The organism is Variovorax dokdonensis (assembly GCF_030316895.1).
Classification (GTDB): domain Bacteria; phylum Pseudomonadota; class Gammaproteobacteria; order Burkholderiales; family Burkholderiaceae_C; genus Variovorax; species Variovorax dokdonensis.
The window spans coordinates 51,877-68,570 of record NZ_JASZYV010000001.1; the positions used below are offsets into that span (position 1 = coordinate 51,877).

Sequence of the window (16,694 nt, forward strand, 5' to 3'; positions counted from 1 at the left end):
CGCCCCGGGGTACCGACACGAACTTTGAACCACCAAGGAGACAACCTGTGAAATACCTCAAGCCCCTCGCGGTACTGGCCACCGGCGTCTGCATTTTCGGCTCGGCGCTGGCTCAGCAGGTCACGCGCATCGTCGTGCCGTTCGCTGCCGGCGGCGGTACCGATCAGTACTGCCGCATCCTGGCGCAGGAACTGAGCGCCAAGCACGGCATGAACGTCATCGTCGAGAACAAGCCGGGCGCCAGCGGCATCGTGGCGGCCGACTATGTGGCTCGCTCCAAGCCGGATGGCCAGACGGTGCTGGTCTCGTCGCTGGGCACGCTGGCCAACAACAGCGTGCTCTACGACAAGCTGCCCTACGACCCGGCCAAGGATTTCGCGCCGGTCTCCCAGATCGCCTACCAGCCGGCCATCATCGTGGGTCGAACCGACCTGCCTTACAAGAACATCAAGGAGATGGTCGAATACGCGAAGAAGAACCCCGGCAAGATCAATCGGGGCTCGCCCGGTGCCGCCATCCTGACCAATCTCGCGCCGATGGCCTTCGAGCAAAAGCAAGGCTTCAGTACGACACACATCCCTTTCAACGGTGATTCGCCTGCGGTGCAGGCGCTGCTGGGCGGCCAGATCGACATTCATGGCACGTCGATCACGGGTTCGCTGCCCTACATCAAGGCGGGCAAGCTGCGCGTGCTGGGCGTGATGGACACCAAGCGCCTGCCGCAGGTGCCGGATGCACCGACCTTCGCCGAGCAGGGCTACGACATGGAGGCCACCCTGTGGTATTCGCTGTCGATGCCCGCAGGCACGCCCAGGGACGCCATCGACCGATTGAACAAGGCGGTCAACCAGGTGGTGGCCGACCCGGAGTTCATCACCAGGGCGCGCGCGATCGGAATGGAGCCACGTGGCGGCACGCCCGAGGAACTCACCGCATTCGTCAAGCGCGAGGCGGATCGCTGGCTGCCGGTATTGCAGAGCCTGAACCTGCCCAAGCAGTCGCACTGAACCGGGGGGCGCCCGCCGGGCGCCCTGCCGCCTGGGCGGCGAAGTCAGCCGCGCGCGGAGCGGCAAAAAAGTTTGGCGCCAATTCGCAACGTTTGGGCAACAATTGGTGTCGCCCATGCCCGATACCGCCGCTTCAGCCCAGCGCGGTCCGGTGGCCGCCCTGATCCGGGGCCTACGCCACCTCTGGACCGACACCCCGCACCCCAACCCGCTCGTCGACCAGCGGCTGGCGCGCGCCTACATCCTGGACACGCGCGACACGCCTTTCTCGGCTGCCTTTGTGGCCGCCATGTTCTGGATCACCTTCCTGGTTCTCACCGGCGACAAGGGCACGCTGGTCTGGGCGGTGCTGGTGCATGGCATGCAGGTCAGCATGTACTTCCACCTGCACGGCGAACGGCCCGAGGACTATCCGGCCGAAGAGGCATTCCGCATCCGGCGCCGGCTCGAGACGCGGATGCTGTTTCCGGGCCTGGTATGGGCGCTGGCGCCGTGGCTGTTCTTCCCGAGCGGGCAACTGCCCTACATCCTGCTGATGTACTTCTTCATCAGCGGCATGACGAGCGGCTCGACCATGGCCACCGCCCACTGGTGGCGCGCTGCCGCGCTGTTTGCCATTCCCGGCTACCTCAGCCTGTCGGCCCGGCTCATCTGGGAGGGCGACAACCTCACGATCCTGATGGGGGTGCTGGCGCTGGTGCAGCTGTGGTCCGCCTTGTTCTACAGCTACAAGCAACACCGCATCATCGTCGAGTCGATCGAGAAGGGCTTCGAGAACACGCGGCTGGCCCAGGCGCTGGCGCATGAACTCGACCAGGTGGCTGCGCTGGCCGCCCAGCGCACCCGCATCTTCGCGGCTGCCAACCACGACCTGCGCCAGCCCATGCACGCGCTGTCGATCTTCGTCGACGCGCTCAGCCCTAAAACCCCGCCCGCGGCCGACACGCTGCACGCCATGCGCGACAGTGTCGATGCCCTGCGCACCTCGGTCGACGCGCTGCTCGACATTGCCCAGTTCGACGGCGACAGCGACAAGGCCGCCACCGATGCGGTCGCCCTCGTGCCGCTGATGCGTTCGCTGCGCAGCCGGTTCGAGCCCATGGCCGCTTCCAAGGGTTTGGCGCTGCGCTTCGCCGTGCCGGACGTGGCGGTGCGCTCGGATGGTCGCGTGCTGTCGCGCCTGATGGGCAACCTGATCGACAACGCCATCAAGTACACGCCGCGCGGCACGGTGATGGTGGCCGTGCGGCGCGCCACGGCACAAGGACGGCCCGCCTGGCGACTGGAGGTGCGTGACTCGGGCATCGGCATCGACGAGCAGCACGCCGAGCAGGTGTTCGAGGCCTTCTTCCAGTTGGACAACCCCGGCCGCGATCGTTCGCGCGGCCTGGGGCTTGGCTTGTCGCTCGTGGCCAGCATGGCGCGCATGCTCGGCTCGCGCATCCATCTGCGATCGCGCCCTGGACGGGGCAGCGTGTTCAGCGTCACGCTGCCGGCCGCGCCGGTGGCGGATTTCGCGCCTGAGAGCGCGCCGGCGCCATTGGCATCCGCCGCGCCGCGGCGCGTGCTGGTGCTCGATGACGAAGAACCCGTGCGCCGTGCCATGGCGACGCTGCTGCGGGCCTGGGGCCACGACGTCGCGGTGGCCGCCAACCCGGACGAGGCCTGGGCCCACCCGGGCCAATTCGACCTGCTGCTGGGCGACTTGCGCCTCGGCAGCGGGCTGTCGGGCCTGTCGACGGCGCAGGCCCTGCACGGACAGGGCAAGGTCAGGCGCGTGGCCATCCTCACCGGCGAGACTGCGTCCTCGCACCGCAGCGAGGTCGAGCTCGCCGGCTTCGCCCTGTTGTACAAGCCCGCCGACGCGAAGCGTCTGCGCGCATTGCTGGCCGCATGACGCGCATGGCGGCCGACCTGCAAGCCTGTCCCTGCGGCCGCATCGGCGCGCAAAAAAAGCCGCTCGCCTACGCGGCCTGCTGCGGGCGCTATCTCGACCATTTCGACACCACCCCGGCGCCCGATGCCGAATCGCTCATGCGTTCGCGCTACACCGCCTTCGTGCGGGAGCGGGCCGACTACCTGCTGGCCACATGGCACCCGAGCCAACGCCCGGCCACGCTGGATTTCGAAGCCGGCGCGAAATGGCTGGGCCTGGAAGTGAAGGCGCATCGCGCGATCGACGAGACCCATGCCATGGTCGAGTTCGCCGCTCGCTGCCGTGGTGCCGATGGCCGGGCCACGCGAATGCAGGAGCGCAGCCGCTTCGTGCGCGAACAAGGCCGCTGGTACTACGTGGACGCCGATCCCGGATAAGGCGGCGCCGGGGCGAACACCCCCACGCCGGCGCCGTGCGGGCATCGATGCCATCATGCCCGCGCGGTTGGGCGCGCCCGACCCGCGAATTCCATCTTCTCTTGCACAAGCACTGACGACATGATCAAGCTCTACTACCACCCGTCGCCCAATCCCGCCAAGGTCGCGCTGTTTCTCGAAGAGGCCGGCCAGCCGTACGAAGTGGTGACGGTGGATACCAAGAAGGGCGAACAGCATCTGCCGGAATTCCTGGCCATCAACCCCAACGCCAAGACGCCGGCACTCGTCGACGGCGACGCCACCATCTTCGACAGCAACGCAATCCTGCTGTACCTGGCCGAGAAGACCGGCAAGTTCCTGCCCGAGAACACCCCGGCCGCGCGCGGCCAGATGCTGTCGTGGCTCATGTTCGTGGCTACCGGCATCGGCCCTTATTCCGGCCAGAGCGTGCACTTCCGCCACGTTGCGCCGGAGCCCAAGACGTACGCGCTCAACCGCTATGACTTCGAGGCCTGGCGCCACTGGAAGCTGATCGACGCCCAACTGGCCAAGCACCGCTTCATGCTGGGCGACACCTACACCCTGGTCGACATGGCCGTGTGGGGCTGGGCCCGCGTCGTGCCCTATGTGACCGGCAACCCGCAGTGCTGGGAACAACTGCCCAACGTCAAGCGCCTGCTCGACGAGATCAACACGCACCCGGCCGCACAGCGCGTGGAGGCCCTGAAGACTGCGCATGCGTACAAGGCCGACATGGACGACGACGCGCGCAAGGCGCTGTTCCCGCAGAACGCGCGGCTGGCCCAGGCCTGATGGCGGCACCGATGGCCATGCTGCCTTTCGATGCCGTGCTGTTCGACTGCGACGGCGTGCTGGTCGACTCCGAGCCGATCACCAACCGCGTGCTGCGCGACATGCTGGAGGAGCTGGGCTGGTCGCTCACGCTGGACGAATGCATGCGCACTTTCGTCGGCAAGGCGGTGAAGGACGAGATCGAACTGATCGAGGCCAAGACCGGCTTTCGCGTGGACCACGGATGGCTGGAAGGCTTTCGTGCGCGCCGCAACGAAGCGCTCGATCGCGACCTGCTCGTCGTGCCCGGGGCGCCGTCGGCTGTCCGTGCGTTGCATGCCGCGCTGGGCGGACGCATTGCCTGTGCCTCGGGCGCCGACCGGATCAAGGTGGAACTGCAGTTGGACAAGGTCGGCCTGCTCGATGCTTTCCAGGGCCGCATCTTCAGCGGCCACGAAACGCCGCGTTCCAAGCCGGCGCCCGATGTCTATCTGGCCGCCGCCCGCGCGCTGGACGTCGATCCGCGCCGCTGCGCCGTCGTGGAGGACACGGTGACCGGCGCCACCGCCGGACTCGCGGCTGGCGCCACCGTGTTCGGCTACAGCCCGGGTGGCCTCGGCCACAGCAGCGCGGATGCGCTGCGCGCACTGGGCGTGGCGAACATCTTCGTGGACATGGCGCAGTTGCCGCAGATGCTGGCGGCGCATCGCACTCAAGGCGCCTGACGCCGGGCCATGGCAGGCCGAGCGCCTGCCATGGCGGCGTCTGCGCTGACAAGCGACTGCAAGCTGCGCTTGCAGCGTGGTCTTGCGGGACGCAGTAGGCTGGTTGCATGGCGAATCGGAACACTTTGCGCCCCCTTGCGTCCGCGTTGTGCGCGGTGGGTCTTCTGCTGGCCTCGACGGCAGGGCAGGGCGCGACCGCGCAACAGCAGCAGGAAGTGCTCAGGCAGCAACGCCAGCTCGAAGCCCAGCAGCTTCAGCGGGCGCAGCAGCAGGAGTTGGAGCAACGCCGCCGCCAGCAGGACATCCAGGACCGTTCGCGGCGTCAGGCGCAGGAGCGCGAACAGCAGAACCAGCAGCTGTGGCAGCAGGAATATCGCCGCGAGCAATACCGCCGGCAAGGCGCGATGAACGACGCTGCCGGCCGCGCGCGGACCGCGCACGAAGAGCAGGTCTATCGCCAGTTGCAACTGCAGCAGCAGCAACGAGAGCGGCAGGACGCGGAACGGCGCCAGCAGTTGCTGCGCAAGCAGCAGGACGAGGCGCTGCGTCAGCGCTGACCGGGAGCGCCCCAGGCGCGCGCGGGGCTCGATGCTTGCAGCGCGGTCACTTGATCGCGGCAGCCTGCATGCGACTTGGTGATAATCGCGCCTCATGTCCAAGCTTCGCTCCTTTCAGTTGATGGCCCGCCTCGTCCTGGCGTGGTTCTTCCTGACATTGGGCGTGGCGGTGGCATCGCCCCTGATTCACCCGCAGAAGTTGCAGTGGGTTTGTGCGGGAGCGAAGGTCGTGCTCATGGGCGAAGACGGCCAGGAAAAGACCAGCCCGTTCCATACCGCGCTGGATTGCCCGGCCTGTCTGGCGGCCATAGGTCCAGCGCCTTCGCCTGAACCGTTCTCGCTACCCCAGGCCCAACCGCTGGGCTACGCACTTCACCCCATCGAGTCCGCCAGACTGGCCAGCTTGGTGGGTGCGCCGCTGCCGGCGCGCGGTCCTCCCGTTTCGATCTGAACTTGTCGCCAGCCTCGGCTGGTCCAGGGCGCGTCCGCCGGACTTCGGGCCGGTACGACGCGCTGCGCGGCAACACCCGCGCATCCTCTTTCCAAGATCAGAAGTTCTGTACGCCCGGGCGCTTGCGTCGGGCGTGCCGAGTCGAAACCGCTACCGCGTGCTCCCATGAAAAGAACCCATTCCGCATCTCCAACGCCCGCTGCAGCCGGCGCCCGGCGAGCCTTCGCCGCCTTGCCCTGCGCGGCGATCCTGGCTGTCGCTCATCCTGCCCTGGCGCAGTCCGGCACAGGCACCCTGCCCACGGTCACCGTCACGGAGCAGGATGTGCCCGCGCAACTGCGCGTGCCCGCCACCACCGGCTCGAACCTCGGCCTCACGCCGATGCAGACCCCCGCGAGCGTGGAGGCGATCTCACGCGAGCAGCTCGACGAGCGCGGCGACACCTCGATCAACGACGCCATCACACGTGCCACCGGCATCACCAGCCTGGCGCATCCGGGCAACAGTTTCAGCGCGCTGTCGGCCCGGGGCTTCACGGACTCGACTTCGGTCATGCGCCTGTACGACGGCATGCGCCAGTACGGCGGCGTGGCGGTGAGCTTCCCGTTCGACACCTGGTCGGTCGAGCGCATCGAAGTGCTGCGCGGGCCCTCGTCCGTCATCCATGGCGACGGCGCGATCGGCGGCGTGGTCAACGTCGTTCCGCGCAAGCCGGTGCGCGGTCCCATCGCGTCGGAGATTCAGCTGGGCGCCGGCACCGACGGCCTTCTGAACTTCGGGTTCGACAGCGCGGGCGCCATCAACGACATGCTGTCGTATCGGCTGGATGTGAGCGGCAATCGCTCCGACGGCTGGGTGGCGCGCGGTGATTCCAGCGACTTCACGTTCTCCGGCGCGCTGCAGCTCGACCCCACGCCCGACCTGAGCCTGCGCCTGAGCTACGCGCAGGGCGTGCAAAAGCCCATGCAGTACTTCGGCACGCCGCTGGTGAACAACCAGCCTCTGCGCGCCATCAGCGGCAACAACTACAACGTCGACGACGCGCAGATCAAGTTCGACGATCGCTGGACCGAGCTGTATGCCCAATGGACGCCCAACGACAGCGTGCGGGTGCGCAGCCGCCTCTACCATGTGGACAGCCAGCGCGACTGGCGCAATGCGGAAGCGTATGTCTACAACCCGGCCACCGGCCTGGTGGACCGCGGCGACGACACGCAGATCCGCCATGACCAGTCGCAAACGGGGAACACCACGGACGCGACCTTCAAGGGGCGCCTGTTCGGGCTGGGCAACCAGATCTCGGTGGGCTTCGACGTGAATTCGGCGTCGTTCCAGCACACCAACAACACCTACACCGGCGTGCCCGACCCCGCATCGGTCGACCTGTACAACCCGGTCGCGGGCACGTATCAGAGTTCGGTGCCCTTCATTGCGCGCTACCGCAACAAGGCCGACCAGTACGCCCTGTTTGCGGAAGACCGGCTGGAGCTCACCTCGCAGTGGTCGGTGATCGGCGGCCTGCGCTATGACCACGCCAAGGTCAATCGCACCAACCTGTTGAACAACGTGCGCCAGTTCGACACCACCTACGCCGAGACGGGCTGGCGCCTGGGCACCGTGTACCAGGTGCGGCCGGACTGGTCGCTCTATGCGCAGTACTCGAAGGCGGCCGATCCGGTCTCGGCGCTGCTGATGCTCTCGCCGGCCAACAGCACCTTCAGCATGGCCACGGGCCGACAGGTGGAGATCGGCACCAAGAACACCTTCTGGAATCAGCGCGGCGAGTGGACGCTGGCGCTCTACAGCATCGAGAAGGACAACCTGCTCACCCGCGACCCCACCAACCCGTCGCAACAGATCCAGGTGGGCCAGCGCTCTTCCAAGGGCATCGAGAGCACGTTGTCGATGCAACTGGCCCAGACCGTGCAGCTGGACGCCAACGTGGCGCTGCTGCAGGCGCGCTATGACGACTTCAGCGAACCCACGAGCGCCGGCCTGGTCTCGCGAAACGGCAACGTGCCCACCAACGTGCCCGAGCAGACGGCCAACCTGTGGATGAGCTGGCGCTTCCAGCCGCAGTGGACGCTATCGGGCGGCCTTCGCTACGTCGGCAAGCGGTACGCGGACGCCGCCAACACGCTGGAGCTGCCGGCCTACACCACCGCCGACCTGGCGCTGCAATGGCGCGCAACGGCGGCCACCAGCATCGCCGTGCGCGGCTACAACATCTTCGACAAGCTCTACTACACCACGGCCTACTACACGCCCACCCAGTGGTTCGTCGGTCAGGGACGCAAGGTCGAAGTGGTGTTGAACCACCGCTTCTGACCGCATGCGGATGCGCCTCAAGCGCTGGCTCTATCTCGTCCATCGCTGGATGGGCGTGGGGCTGTGTGCCTTTCTCGCCATGTGGTTCCTATCGGGCATGGTGATGATGTACGTGGGCTATCCCAAGCTCACCGAATCGGAGCGGCTCGCCCATCTGCCGGGCCTGGGCGATGGGGCGGGCCTGCTGGGGGCCCGGCAGGCGCTGGATCTGGCCGGCGTGCGCGGGGCGCTCAAGTCGCTTCGGCTGTCGTCGGCGCGTGCGGGCCAGCCTGTCTACCTGGCGATGTTGGCCGGCACCGGCGGTGTGCCTGACCGCGCTTTCGTGATTGACGCGCGCAGCGGCAGCCCGCTGGGCCGCGCGGACGCTAAGGTCGCCATCGCCAGTGCCGCGGCCTTCGAGGGCGCGTTGGCCGATCCCGCCAGGGTGCAGCACCTCGGCGCGGTGCAGGAAGATGCCTTCACCCATTCGCGTGCGCTGCGAGCACATCGGCCGCTGCACGAACTCAGGCTGGCCGATCGCGACGACACCATCGTCTACGTGTCCAGCCTGACGGGCGAGGTGGTGCTCGACGCATCCGCCACCGAGCGGCACTGGAACTACGTGGGCGCATGGATCCACTGGCTCTACCCCTTCCGGGGCAACGTGTTCGACCGGCATTGGTCGGACATCGTGATCTGGCTCTCGCTGGCTGGCGTGGTGCTGTGCGCCACCGGCACGGTGGTGGGCATCCTGCGCTGGCGCTTTGCGCGGCCCTATCGCAGCGGCTCGCGCTCGCCGTATCCGGGCCGCATGATGCGCTGGCATCACATCAGCGGCTTGCTGTTCGCCGGCGTGACGCTGACCTGGATTTTCAGTGGATTGATGTCCATGAATCCGTGGGGCGTGTTCGACGCGGGCGGCCCCAAGCCGAGCCGGTCCGCGCTGCAGCAGGCGCAACCCTTGCTGCCGACCGCCGACGACGCCGCGCCGCGCGAACTCCTGGGGTCCGGCGGCGACGTGCGCGAGCTGCGTTGGGTGCCGGTGCTGGGTCGCCTGACGGTGCAGGCCTGGGGCGCCGCGGGTCGGCCGCGCATCCTGGACAGCCGCACCGGCGGGCCGCTGACGGTGGACGAGCAGGCCCTCAGGCGGGCGGCGGCTTCGATGATGGCGGCGGACGTGCTGCACATCGAGCGCCAGACGGCCTACGACTTCTACTACTACGCGCGTGAGCCGCACACCATGACCGGCGGCAACGACCGGCCCCTGCCCGTGCTGCGGGTGGACTTCGCGGACTCGAATGCGAACCGGGTCTACATCGACCCCCACACCGGGACGGTCGTGACCCAGAGCGACCGCCACGAGCGTGCGGGGCGCTGGCTTTTTGCGCTGATGCACAGCTGGGACTGGCTGCCGCTGCTCAGCCGCCGCCCGGCATGGGATCTCGTGCTCCTCGTGGCGAGCATCGGCGGGGTTGCCTTGAGCCTGACCGGCATCGTCATTGCCTGGCGGCGCGTCGGCGTCAAGCTCGGGCACAAGCGCAAGACGGCTCGGCTGCGCCCGCAGCGCCATTGAGCGAGCGGGGGAGAGTCATTGGAAACGCAACGACTGAATTGCGCTGACTTGTAAAAAACCGTTAAATCGGACCCGACAGGCAGGATCGCCTGACTGGAGGGAATCGATGTCGTTCTTCAATGCAGCGCCGCGCCGCCGCCCCCACGCCGCGCTTGCGACGGCGCTCTGCCTTGCCGCTCTGGCGGCTGCCATGCCAGCCCAGGCTCAGTCCGTGCTCGACAAGATCAAGTCGAGCGGCCAGATCAACGTGGGCTACCGCAGCGACGCGGCGCCGTTCAGCTACCTGGACGACCGCAAGCAGCCGATGGGCTACAGCATCGACATCTGCGGCGCCGTGGTCGAGCAGATCAAGCAGCAGCTTGGCCTGAGCGAACTGAGGGTCAAGATGACGCCGATCGCCGTCGACCGCGTCATGCGATTCGTCAAGGACGGCGTGGTGGACATCCTGTGCTCGAGCACCTCGGACACGCCTGAGCGCCGCGAAGAGGTGTCTTTCTCCAAGCCGATCTACATCGACGGCGTGGCCGTCATGGTGCGCAAGAAGGACGGCATTTCGAGCATCGACGATTTCAAGGGCAAGGCGGTGGTGGTGATCAAGACGACCACCGCAGCCGAGGCCGTCGAGGCCTATCAGAAGAAGCACGCCACGGGGGTGCTGGTGGAATCCGCACTCAATGCCGATGCGGCGCTCAGCCAGTTGCAACTGGGCTGGGTGCAAGGCTATGCCCGCGACCGCGTGCTGCTGGCGATGCAACTGGCAAGCCTGAAGGATGGCGACCAGTACGCCATCCTGCCCGGCGAGCTTTCGAAGGAAGCGGTGGCCATCGCATTCCGCAAGGGCGACGCGGGGATGGAGGCCGTCGTGAACAAGGCGATCGCGGCCTCGGTGAGTTCCGGCAAGGCCAACGCCTGGTACGACAAATGGTTTGTCATGCCGATCCCGCTCTACAGCAACAAGAAAGCGCTGGGCATCCCGATGTCGTCCGAACTCAAGGCCTCGTTCGAGTCGACGCGCTGAGGCAGCGCACCAACAGCGGCGTCTTCAGCCGCCCGGTCCGCGGCGGAATTCGCCGGGCGTGCTGCCGGTCCATTGCCGGAACGCGCGGGCAAAGCTCTTCTCGTTGCGAAAGCCCACCATCAGGGCGACCTGCTTGATGGGCTTCTTGTCGCGACGCAGTTCTTCCATGGCGCGCTCGCGCCGCACTTCGTCCTTCAGCGCCTGCAGCGTGACGCCTTCGTCGCGCAATTGCCGATGCAGGGTGCGGGTGGAGATGTTGAGCAGGCCGGCCAGGGCGTTCGCGTTGCCGACCTCGCCGGCGCGGGTACGCAGCAGCTCGCGGATGCGCTGGCCCAGCAGCCGGTCGCGTCGGTACTGCAGCACGGTGAGCGGCAGCGCGCGCCGCAGCATCGTGCGCAGGGCGCGTTCGTCGCGCTGCAGCGGCAGTTGCAGGTAACGCTCGTCGAAGCTGTAGCCGGCATGCGCGGCCCCGAAGGTCACGGTGTCGCAGAACATCAGCGGATAGGCGTCCGCATGCGAGGGCTGTGCAAACGGAAAATGCGCCTCGCGCAGCGACACGCGCGAGTCGATGGCCCAGCTTGCGTACCCATGCAGGAAGCGCAGCAGCGAGACGAGCGCGAATTCGCGGAACTGCGGCTGCAGCGGCCGCCGCTCCTGCACCGTGACGGTGGCGATGCCTCCGTGCGCGCGCAGCGACAGCACCACGTTGTCCGTCAGCAGCAGGTGGTGCCGGCACCAGCGCTTGATGGCCACGCCCAGGTTGGGCGATGAAAGCGAGGCGCGGCACAGCATGCCGTAGCTGCCCCATGGCAAGCGGCGATCGAACCAGCCCAGCGCCTCATCGTCCAGCTCCTGCATCGCCGCTTCGTTGAGTGATTCGAACTGCGCGGCGGTGACGCGGGCGGCTGCTTTTTTCAGGTCCTGCGGCGCAATCTGTGCCGCCGCCAGCGCCTTGGACGGATCGCGGCCGTGCCGCTCGTAACCCCGCACGATCGCCTGCACGAACGCCATCGGCGTGGCGGCGCGCTGGGGCGGGCGGGGGGTGGCGGCAGGCATTGAATACGAGAAGACAGTGGCGCAATTTGCAACCATTGTGGCGCCATTTGCGCCAGCATGCGGCGTAAGCTGCGCTTTTGCGCGCACGACGCGCCCCCGAAGGAGACGAAACCCATGCACGATCCCGGCCTGAACTTCGACCTGGGCGAGACCATCGACGCCCTGCGCGACGCGGTCCGCGACTTCGCCGCCAGCGAGATCGCCCCGCGCGCAGCCGCTATCGATTCGGAAAACCTCTTCCCGCACGACCTGTGGCGCAAGCTCGGCGAGCTGGGCCTGCACGGCATGACGGTCAAGGAGGAATTCGGCGGCACCGAGCTGGGCTACCTGGCCCACATCGTCGCGATGGAAGAGGTGTCTCGCGCCTCCGCCTCGGTGGGCCTTTCGTACGGCGCCCACTCCAACCTGTGCGTCAACCAGATCCACCGCAACGGCACCGAGGCGCAGAAGAAGAAATACCTGCCCAAGCTGGTTTCGGGCGAGCACGTGGGTGCATTGGCCATGAGCGAGCCCAATGCCGGCTCCGACGTCGTGAGCATGAAGCTCAAGGCCGAGAAGAAGGACGGCTACTACGTGCTCAACGGCTCCAAGATGTGGATCACCAACGGCGGCGACGCCGACACGCTGGTCATCTACGCCAAGACCGAGCCCGAGATGGGCGCGCGCGGCATGACGGCCTTCATCGTGCAGAAGGACTTCAAGGGCTTCTCGGCGGGCAGCAAGCTCGACAAGCTGGGCATGCGCGGATCGAACACCTTCCCGCTGTTCTTCGACAACTGCGAGGTGCCCGAGGAGAACGTGCTGGGCGGCGAAGGCATGGGCGCCAAGGTGCTGATGAGCGGCCTGGACTACGAACGCGCAGTGCTGTCCGGCGGGCCGCTGGGCATCATGGCCGCCTGCATGGATTCGGTGCTGCCCTATGTGCACGAGCGCAAGCAGTTCGGCCAGAGCATCGGCGAATTCCAGCTCATGCAGGGCAAGATCGCCGACATGTACAGCACCTGGCAGGCCACCCGCGCCTATGTGTACGCTGTGGGCAAAGCCTGCGACCGCCAGGACCATGCGCGCACCTTCCGCAAGGACGCGGCCGGCGCCATCCTCTATTCGGCCGAAAAGGCCACCTGGATGGCCGGCGAGGCGATCCAGGCGCTGGGCGGCGTGGGCTACACGAAGGAATTTCCGGTGGAGCGCCTGTGGCGCGACGCCAAGCTCTACGAGATCGGAGCGGGCACCAGCGAAGTGCGGCGCATGCTGATTGGGCGCGAGCTCTTCGCGGAGACGAGCTGACCCCCAGGCTGCGCGCACTTCGTGTCGCTTCGCCTACCCCCTTTGAGGGGCGGCACTGGCGGCCCGGCAAAGCCGGTTCCGCTGTGCCCCCGAACATAGGCCACGCTTCGCGGGCCTTCTGGTTGAAGAGCTAGCGTTTGCGTTTGCGTGCTAGCGTATTTACGGAGACAAGTCGATGGCCGAATCCAATGCCAGCTATGCCAAGGGTGCGACGGATCTGCCGCTGATCGAGCAGACGATTGGCGACTTCTTCGACGACATGGTTGCCAGGCAGCCGGACCGGGAGGCGCTGGTCAGCCGGCACGAGGGGCGGCGCTTCACGTATCGCGAGCTGCAGGCGGCTTCCAACCAGTTGGCCAGCGCGCTGCTTCGCTCGGGGCTGGAGCCCGGCGATCGGGTGGGGATCTGGTCGCACAACAACGTGGCCTGGGTGCTGATGCAGATCGCCACCGCCAAGGCGGGCCTGATCCTGGTCAACGTCAACCCCGCCTATCGCACGGCGGAAGTCGAATACGCGCTCAACAAGGTGGGCTGCAAGGCGCTGGTCACCATGCGCAGCTTCAAGACCAGCGACTACCTGGGCATGCTGCGCGAACTGGCGCCGGAGCTGGCCGATTCGAAGCCGGGCGAACTGCGCGCCGCACGCCTGCCGCACCTGCGGCGCATTGCATGGATCGACGTGGCGGGGCAGGGCGGCGAAGAGCCCGGCGTGCAGCGCTTTTCCGACCTGCTGGCCAGCGGCGACGCCAACGATGCGCGCGTGGCGCAAGTGCAGAAGACGCTCGCTGCCGGCGATCCCATCAACATCCAGTTCACCAGCGGCACCACCGGCTTCCCGAAAGGCGCCACGCTCACGCATCGCAACATCCTCAACAACGGGCTGTTCATCGGCGAGTGCATGAAGCTCACGAGCGACGACCGCCTGTGCATTCCCGTGCCGCTGTACCACTGCTTCGGCATGGTGCTGGGCAACCTGGCCTGCCTGACGCACGGCTCGACCATCGTCTATCCCAACGACGGCTTCGACCCGCTCACGGTGCTCGAGACCGTGCAGGCCGAGAAGTGCACCGGACTGCATGGCGTGCCCACCATGTTCATCGCGCAGCTCGACCATCCCCGCTTTGCCGAGTTCGATCTGTCGACGCTGCGCACCGGCATCATGGCCGGCTCGCCTTGCCCGATCGAGGTGATGAAGCGCGTGGTCGACAAGATGCACCTGTCGCAGATCACCATCGCTTACGGCATGACCGAAACCAGTCCGGTGAGCTGCCAGAGCAGCACCGACACGCCGCTGGACAAGCGCGTGGCCACGGTCGGCACCGTGCAGCCGCATCTGGAGATCAAGATCGTCGACCCGGAGACGGGCGCCGTGGTTGCGCGCGGGCAGCGCGGCGAGTTCTGCACGCGCGGCTATTCGGTGATGCACGGCTACTGGGACGACCCTGAAAAGACCGCCGAGGCCATCGACGCCGACCGCTGGATGCACACCGGCGACCTCGCCACGATGGACGACGAGGGCTACGTGAACATCGTCGGGCGCATCAAGGACATGGTGATCCGCGGCGGCGAGAACATCTATCCGCGCGAGATCGAGGAGTTCTTGTATCGCCACCCCAAGGTGCAGGACGTGCAAGTGGTTGGCCTGCCCGACAGCAAGTACGGCGAAGAGCTGTGCGCCTGGGTCATCGTCAAGCCAGGCCAGTCGCTCACCGAAGACGAAGTGCGCGCGTTCTGCAAAGGCCAGATCGCGCACTACAAGGTGCCGCGCTACATCCGCTTCGTCGACGCCTTCCCCATGACCGTGACCGGCAAGATCCAGAAGTTCCGCATCCGCGAGCAGATGGTGGCCGACCTCGGCCTGACCGCGGACAAGACCGCCTGACCCCACACCACGCAAAGCGAGCAGGGCGCGCAGTCCGAATGCGGCGCCTTACCCAGAACAGAGAGCATTCATGAGCAAACTCGTCTCCCAACTCAATTCCCGTTCCGAGGCTTTCCAGGCCAATGCCGCGGCCATGCGCGCGCTGGTCGACGACCTGCGCACGCAGTTCGCCGCCGTGGAAGCCGGCGGGGGAGAAGCCGCTCGTGCCAAGCACACGGCGCGCGGCAAGTTGCTGCCGCGCGATCGCGTGGCGCAACTGCTCGATGCGGGCACGCCCTTCCTGGAGCTTTCGCCGCTGGCGGCGCACGGCATGTACAACGGCGACGCGCCGGGCGCGGGCATCATCGCCGGCATCGGTCGCATCAAGGGCGTCGACTGCATGATCGTGTGCAACGACGCGACCGTGAAGGGTGGCACCTACTACCCGATGACGGTCAAGAAGCACCTGCGGGCGCAGGAAATCGCGCAGCAGAACCGGCTGCCCTGCGTCTACCTGGTCGATTCCGGCGGGGCCAACCTGCCCAACCAGGACGACGTGTTCCCCGACCGCGATCATTTCGGCCGAATCTTCTTCAACCAGGCCAACATGAGCGCGCAGGGCATCGCGCAGATCGCCGTGGTCATGGGCTCGTGCACGGCGGGCGGCGCCTACGTGCCGGCGATGAGCGACGAATCCATCATCGTGAAGAACCAGGGCACCATCTTCCTGGGCGGTCCGCCCCTGGTGAAGGCGGCCACCGGCGAGGTGGTCTCGGCCGAAGACCTGGGCGGTGGCGACGTGCACACGCGGCTGTCCGGCGTGGCCGATCATCTGGCGCACAACGACCTGCATGCCCTGGCGCTGGCGCGCGAGGCCGTGGCCAACCTCAACGTGACGCGTGCCCAGGCCGAAGCCGGCGACACGCCGCCTCGTGCCCCGGCCTATGACGCGTCCGAGCTCTACGGCGTGATCCCCACCGACACGCGCAAGCCCTTCGACGTGCGCGAGATCATCGCCCGCGTGGTGGATGGCAGCGAGTTCCACGAATTCAAGGCGCGCTTCGGCACCACGCTGGTGTGCGGCTTCGCCGCCATCGAAGGCATGCCGGTCGGCATCGTGGCCAACAACGGCATCCTGTTCAGCGAATCGGCACAGAAGGGCGCGCACTTCATCGAGCTGTGCTGCCAGCGCAAGATCCCGCTGGTGTTCCTGCAGAACATCACCGGCTTCATGGTGGGGCGCAAGTACGAGAACGAAGGCATCGCGCGCCACGGCGCCAAGATGGTGACGGCGGTGGCCACGGCCAACGTGCCCAAGTTCACCATCATCATTGGCGGCAGCTTCGGCGCCGGCAACTACGGCATGTGCGGCCGTGCCTATTCGCCACGCTTCCTGTGGATGTGGCCCAACGCGCGCATCAGCGTGATGGGTGGAGAGCAGGCCGCCAGCGTCCTGGCGACCGTCAAGCGCGACGGCATCGAGGCCAAGGGCGGCCAATGGAGCGCCGACGAGGAAGAAGCCTTCAAGAAGCCCATTCGCGACCAATACGAGGTGCAGGGTCATCCTTACTACGCCAGCGCGCGCTTGTGGGACGACGGCATCATCGATCCGGCAGACACGCGCCGCGTGCTGGCATTGGGCCTGGCGGCCACGCGTCATGCGCCGGTGCCGGACGCCAGGTTCGGCGTGTTCCGCATGTAGCCATGGTTCACCCCCAGTCTTCGCGCACTTCGTGTCGCTACGCCA

At 67.0% G+C, this 16,694-nt stretch carries 14 protein-coding genes; 13 read left to right on the forward strand and 1 reads right to left on the reverse strand.

Translation table 11 applies throughout. The features are described 5' to 3' along the window. Positions 1-47 precede the first annotated feature (47 nt). The 10 genes from QTH91_RS00260 to QTH91_RS00305 all read left to right on the forward strand — a co-directional run bounded on the left by QTH91_RS00260 (position 48) and on the right by QTH91_RS00305 (position 10,743). Positions 48-1,007 carry a Bug family tripartite tricarboxylate transporter substrate binding protein gene (locus QTH91_RS00260; protein WP_286658033.1) on the forward strand — a complete coding sequence of 320 codons (960 nt, stop codon included), beginning with the start codon at positions 48-50 and terminating at the stop codon, positions 1,005-1,007. Positions 1,008-1,122: 115 nt separating this feature from the next. Next, positions 1,123-2,904, forward strand: a complete 1,782-nt coding sequence (locus QTH91_RS00265; RefSeq protein ID WP_286658034.1) for an ATP-binding response regulator — start codon at positions 1,123-1,125, stop codon at positions 2,902-2,904. Continuing rightward, complete coding sequence (locus QTH91_RS00270) at positions 2,901-3,320, forward strand: YchJ family protein (protein ID WP_390367226.1); 420 nt, start codon at positions 2,901-2,903, stop codon at positions 3,318-3,320. Before QTH91_RS00265 ends, QTH91_RS00270 begins: the two co-directional genes overlap by 4 nt. A gap of 120 nt (positions 3,321-3,440) precedes the next feature. Continuing rightward, complete coding sequence (locus tag QTH91_RS00275; protein ID WP_286658035.1) at positions 3,441-4,133, forward strand: glutathione S-transferase family protein; 693 nt, start codon at positions 3,441-3,443, stop codon at positions 4,131-4,133. Between the two features lie 11 nt (positions 4,134-4,144). Beyond that, positions 4,145-4,837, forward strand: coding sequence for an HAD family hydrolase (locus QTH91_RS00280; RefSeq protein ID WP_286658036.1), 693 nt, complete (start codon positions 4,145-4,147; stop codon positions 4,835-4,837). A gap of 107 nt (positions 4,838-4,944) precedes the next feature. After that, positions 4,945-5,394: a hypothetical protein gene (locus QTH91_RS00285; RefSeq protein ID WP_286658037.1), complete on the forward strand. Its 450-nt coding sequence runs from the start codon at positions 4,945-4,947 to the stop codon at positions 5,392-5,394. Between the two features lie 94 nt (positions 5,395-5,488). Beyond that, positions 5,489-5,845, forward strand: a complete 357-nt coding sequence (locus tag QTH91_RS00290; protein ID WP_286658038.1) for a DUF2946 domain-containing protein — start codon at positions 5,489-5,491, stop codon at positions 5,843-5,845. Between the two features lie 165 nt (positions 5,846-6,010). Further along, positions 6,011-8,173 carry a TonB-dependent receptor gene (locus tag QTH91_RS00295; RefSeq protein WP_390367227.1) on the forward strand — a complete coding sequence of 721 codons (2,163 nt, stop codon included), beginning with the start codon at positions 6,011-6,013 and terminating at the stop codon, positions 8,171-8,173. Between the two features lie 4 nt (positions 8,174-8,177). After that, positions 8,178-9,725 carry a PepSY-associated TM helix domain-containing protein gene (locus QTH91_RS00300; RefSeq protein WP_286658039.1) on the forward strand — a complete coding sequence of 516 codons (1,548 nt, stop codon included), beginning with the start codon at positions 8,178-8,180 and terminating at the stop codon, positions 9,723-9,725. Between the two features lie 106 nt (positions 9,726-9,831). Continuing rightward, positions 9,832-10,743: an amino acid ABC transporter substrate-binding protein gene (locus tag QTH91_RS00305; protein WP_286658040.1), complete on the forward strand. Its 912-nt coding sequence runs from the start codon at positions 9,832-9,834 to the stop codon at positions 10,741-10,743. Positions 10,744-10,767: 24 nt separating this feature from the next. Here the strand turns inward: QTH91_RS00305 and QTH91_RS00310 are convergent, their stop codons facing one another. After that, the gene (locus QTH91_RS00310; RefSeq protein WP_286658041.1) at positions 10,768-11,799 is read right to left on the reverse strand and encodes an AraC family transcriptional regulator; all 1,032 of its coding nucleotides are present in this window, start codon (positions 11,797-11,799) and stop codon (positions 10,768-10,770) included. A 114-nt stretch (positions 11,800-11,913) separates the two neighbouring features. Between QTH91_RS00310 and QTH91_RS00315 the strand changes: the two genes are divergently transcribed. From QTH91_RS00315 to QTH91_RS00325, 3 genes are all read left to right on the forward strand, one after another. Then, positions 11,914-13,086, forward strand: a complete 1,173-nt coding sequence (locus QTH91_RS00315) for an isovaleryl-CoA dehydrogenase (protein WP_286658042.1) — start codon at positions 11,914-11,916, stop codon at positions 13,084-13,086. A 175-nt stretch (positions 13,087-13,261) separates the two neighbouring features. Then, complete coding sequence (locus tag QTH91_RS00320) at positions 13,262-14,968, forward strand: AMP-binding protein (protein WP_286658043.1); 1,707 nt, start codon at positions 13,262-13,264, stop codon at positions 14,966-14,968. A gap of 70 nt (positions 14,969-15,038) precedes the next feature. Beyond that, on the forward strand, positions 15,039-16,649 hold the full coding sequence (locus tag QTH91_RS00325; protein WP_286658044.1) for a carboxyl transferase domain-containing protein: 1,611 nt from the start codon (positions 15,039-15,041) through the stop codon (positions 16,647-16,649). Positions 16,650-16,694: the final 45 nt, after the last annotated feature.

Excerpts from the sequence above, each read along its gene's own strand:
- QTH91_RS00300 (WP_286658039.1), top strand. The coding sequence starts at position 8,178 with ATGCGGATGCGCCTCAAGCGCTGGCTCTATCTCGTCCATCGCTGGATG.
- QTH91_RS00280 (WP_286658036.1), top strand. The coding sequence starts at position 4,145 with ATGGCCATGCTGCCTTTCGATGCCGTGCTGTTCGACTGCGACGGCGTG.
- QTH91_RS00305 (WP_286658040.1), top strand. The coding sequence starts at position 9,832 with ATGTCGTTCTTCAATGCAGCGCCGCGCCGCCGCCCCCACGCCGCGCTT.
- QTH91_RS00310 (WP_286658041.1), bottom strand. The coding sequence starts at position 11,799 with ATGCCTGCCGCCACCCCCCGCCCGCCCCAGCGCGCCGCCACGCCGATG.
- QTH91_RS00285 (WP_286658037.1), top strand. The coding sequence starts at position 4,945 with ATGGCGAATCGGAACACTTTGCGCCCCCTTGCGTCCGCGTTGTGCGCG.
- QTH91_RS00325 (WP_286658044.1), top strand. The coding sequence starts at position 15,039 with ATGAGCAAACTCGTCTCCCAACTCAATTCCCGTTCCGAGGCTTTCCAG.
- QTH91_RS00315 (WP_286658042.1), top strand. The coding sequence starts at position 11,914 with ATGCACGATCCCGGCCTGAACTTCGACCTGGGCGAGACCATCGACGCC.
- QTH91_RS00270 (WP_390367226.1), top strand. The coding sequence starts at position 2,901 with ATGACGCGCATGGCGGCCGACCTGCAAGCCTGTCCCTGCGGCCGCATC.
- QTH91_RS00320 (WP_286658043.1), top strand. The coding sequence starts at position 13,262 with ATGGCCGAATCCAATGCCAGCTATGCCAAGGGTGCGACGGATCTGCCG.
- QTH91_RS00275 (WP_286658035.1), top strand. The coding sequence starts at position 3,441 with ATGATCAAGCTCTACTACCACCCGTCGCCCAATCCCGCCAAGGTCGCG.
- QTH91_RS00265 (WP_286658034.1), top strand. The coding sequence starts at position 1,123 with ATGCCCGATACCGCCGCTTCAGCCCAGCGCGGTCCGGTGGCCGCCCTG.
- QTH91_RS00290 (WP_286658038.1), top strand. The coding sequence starts at position 5,489 with ATGTCCAAGCTTCGCTCCTTTCAGTTGATGGCCCGCCTCGTCCTGGCG.
- QTH91_RS00295 (WP_390367227.1), top strand. The coding sequence starts at position 6,011 with ATGAAAAGAACCCATTCCGCATCTCCAACGCCCGCTGCAGCCGGCGCC.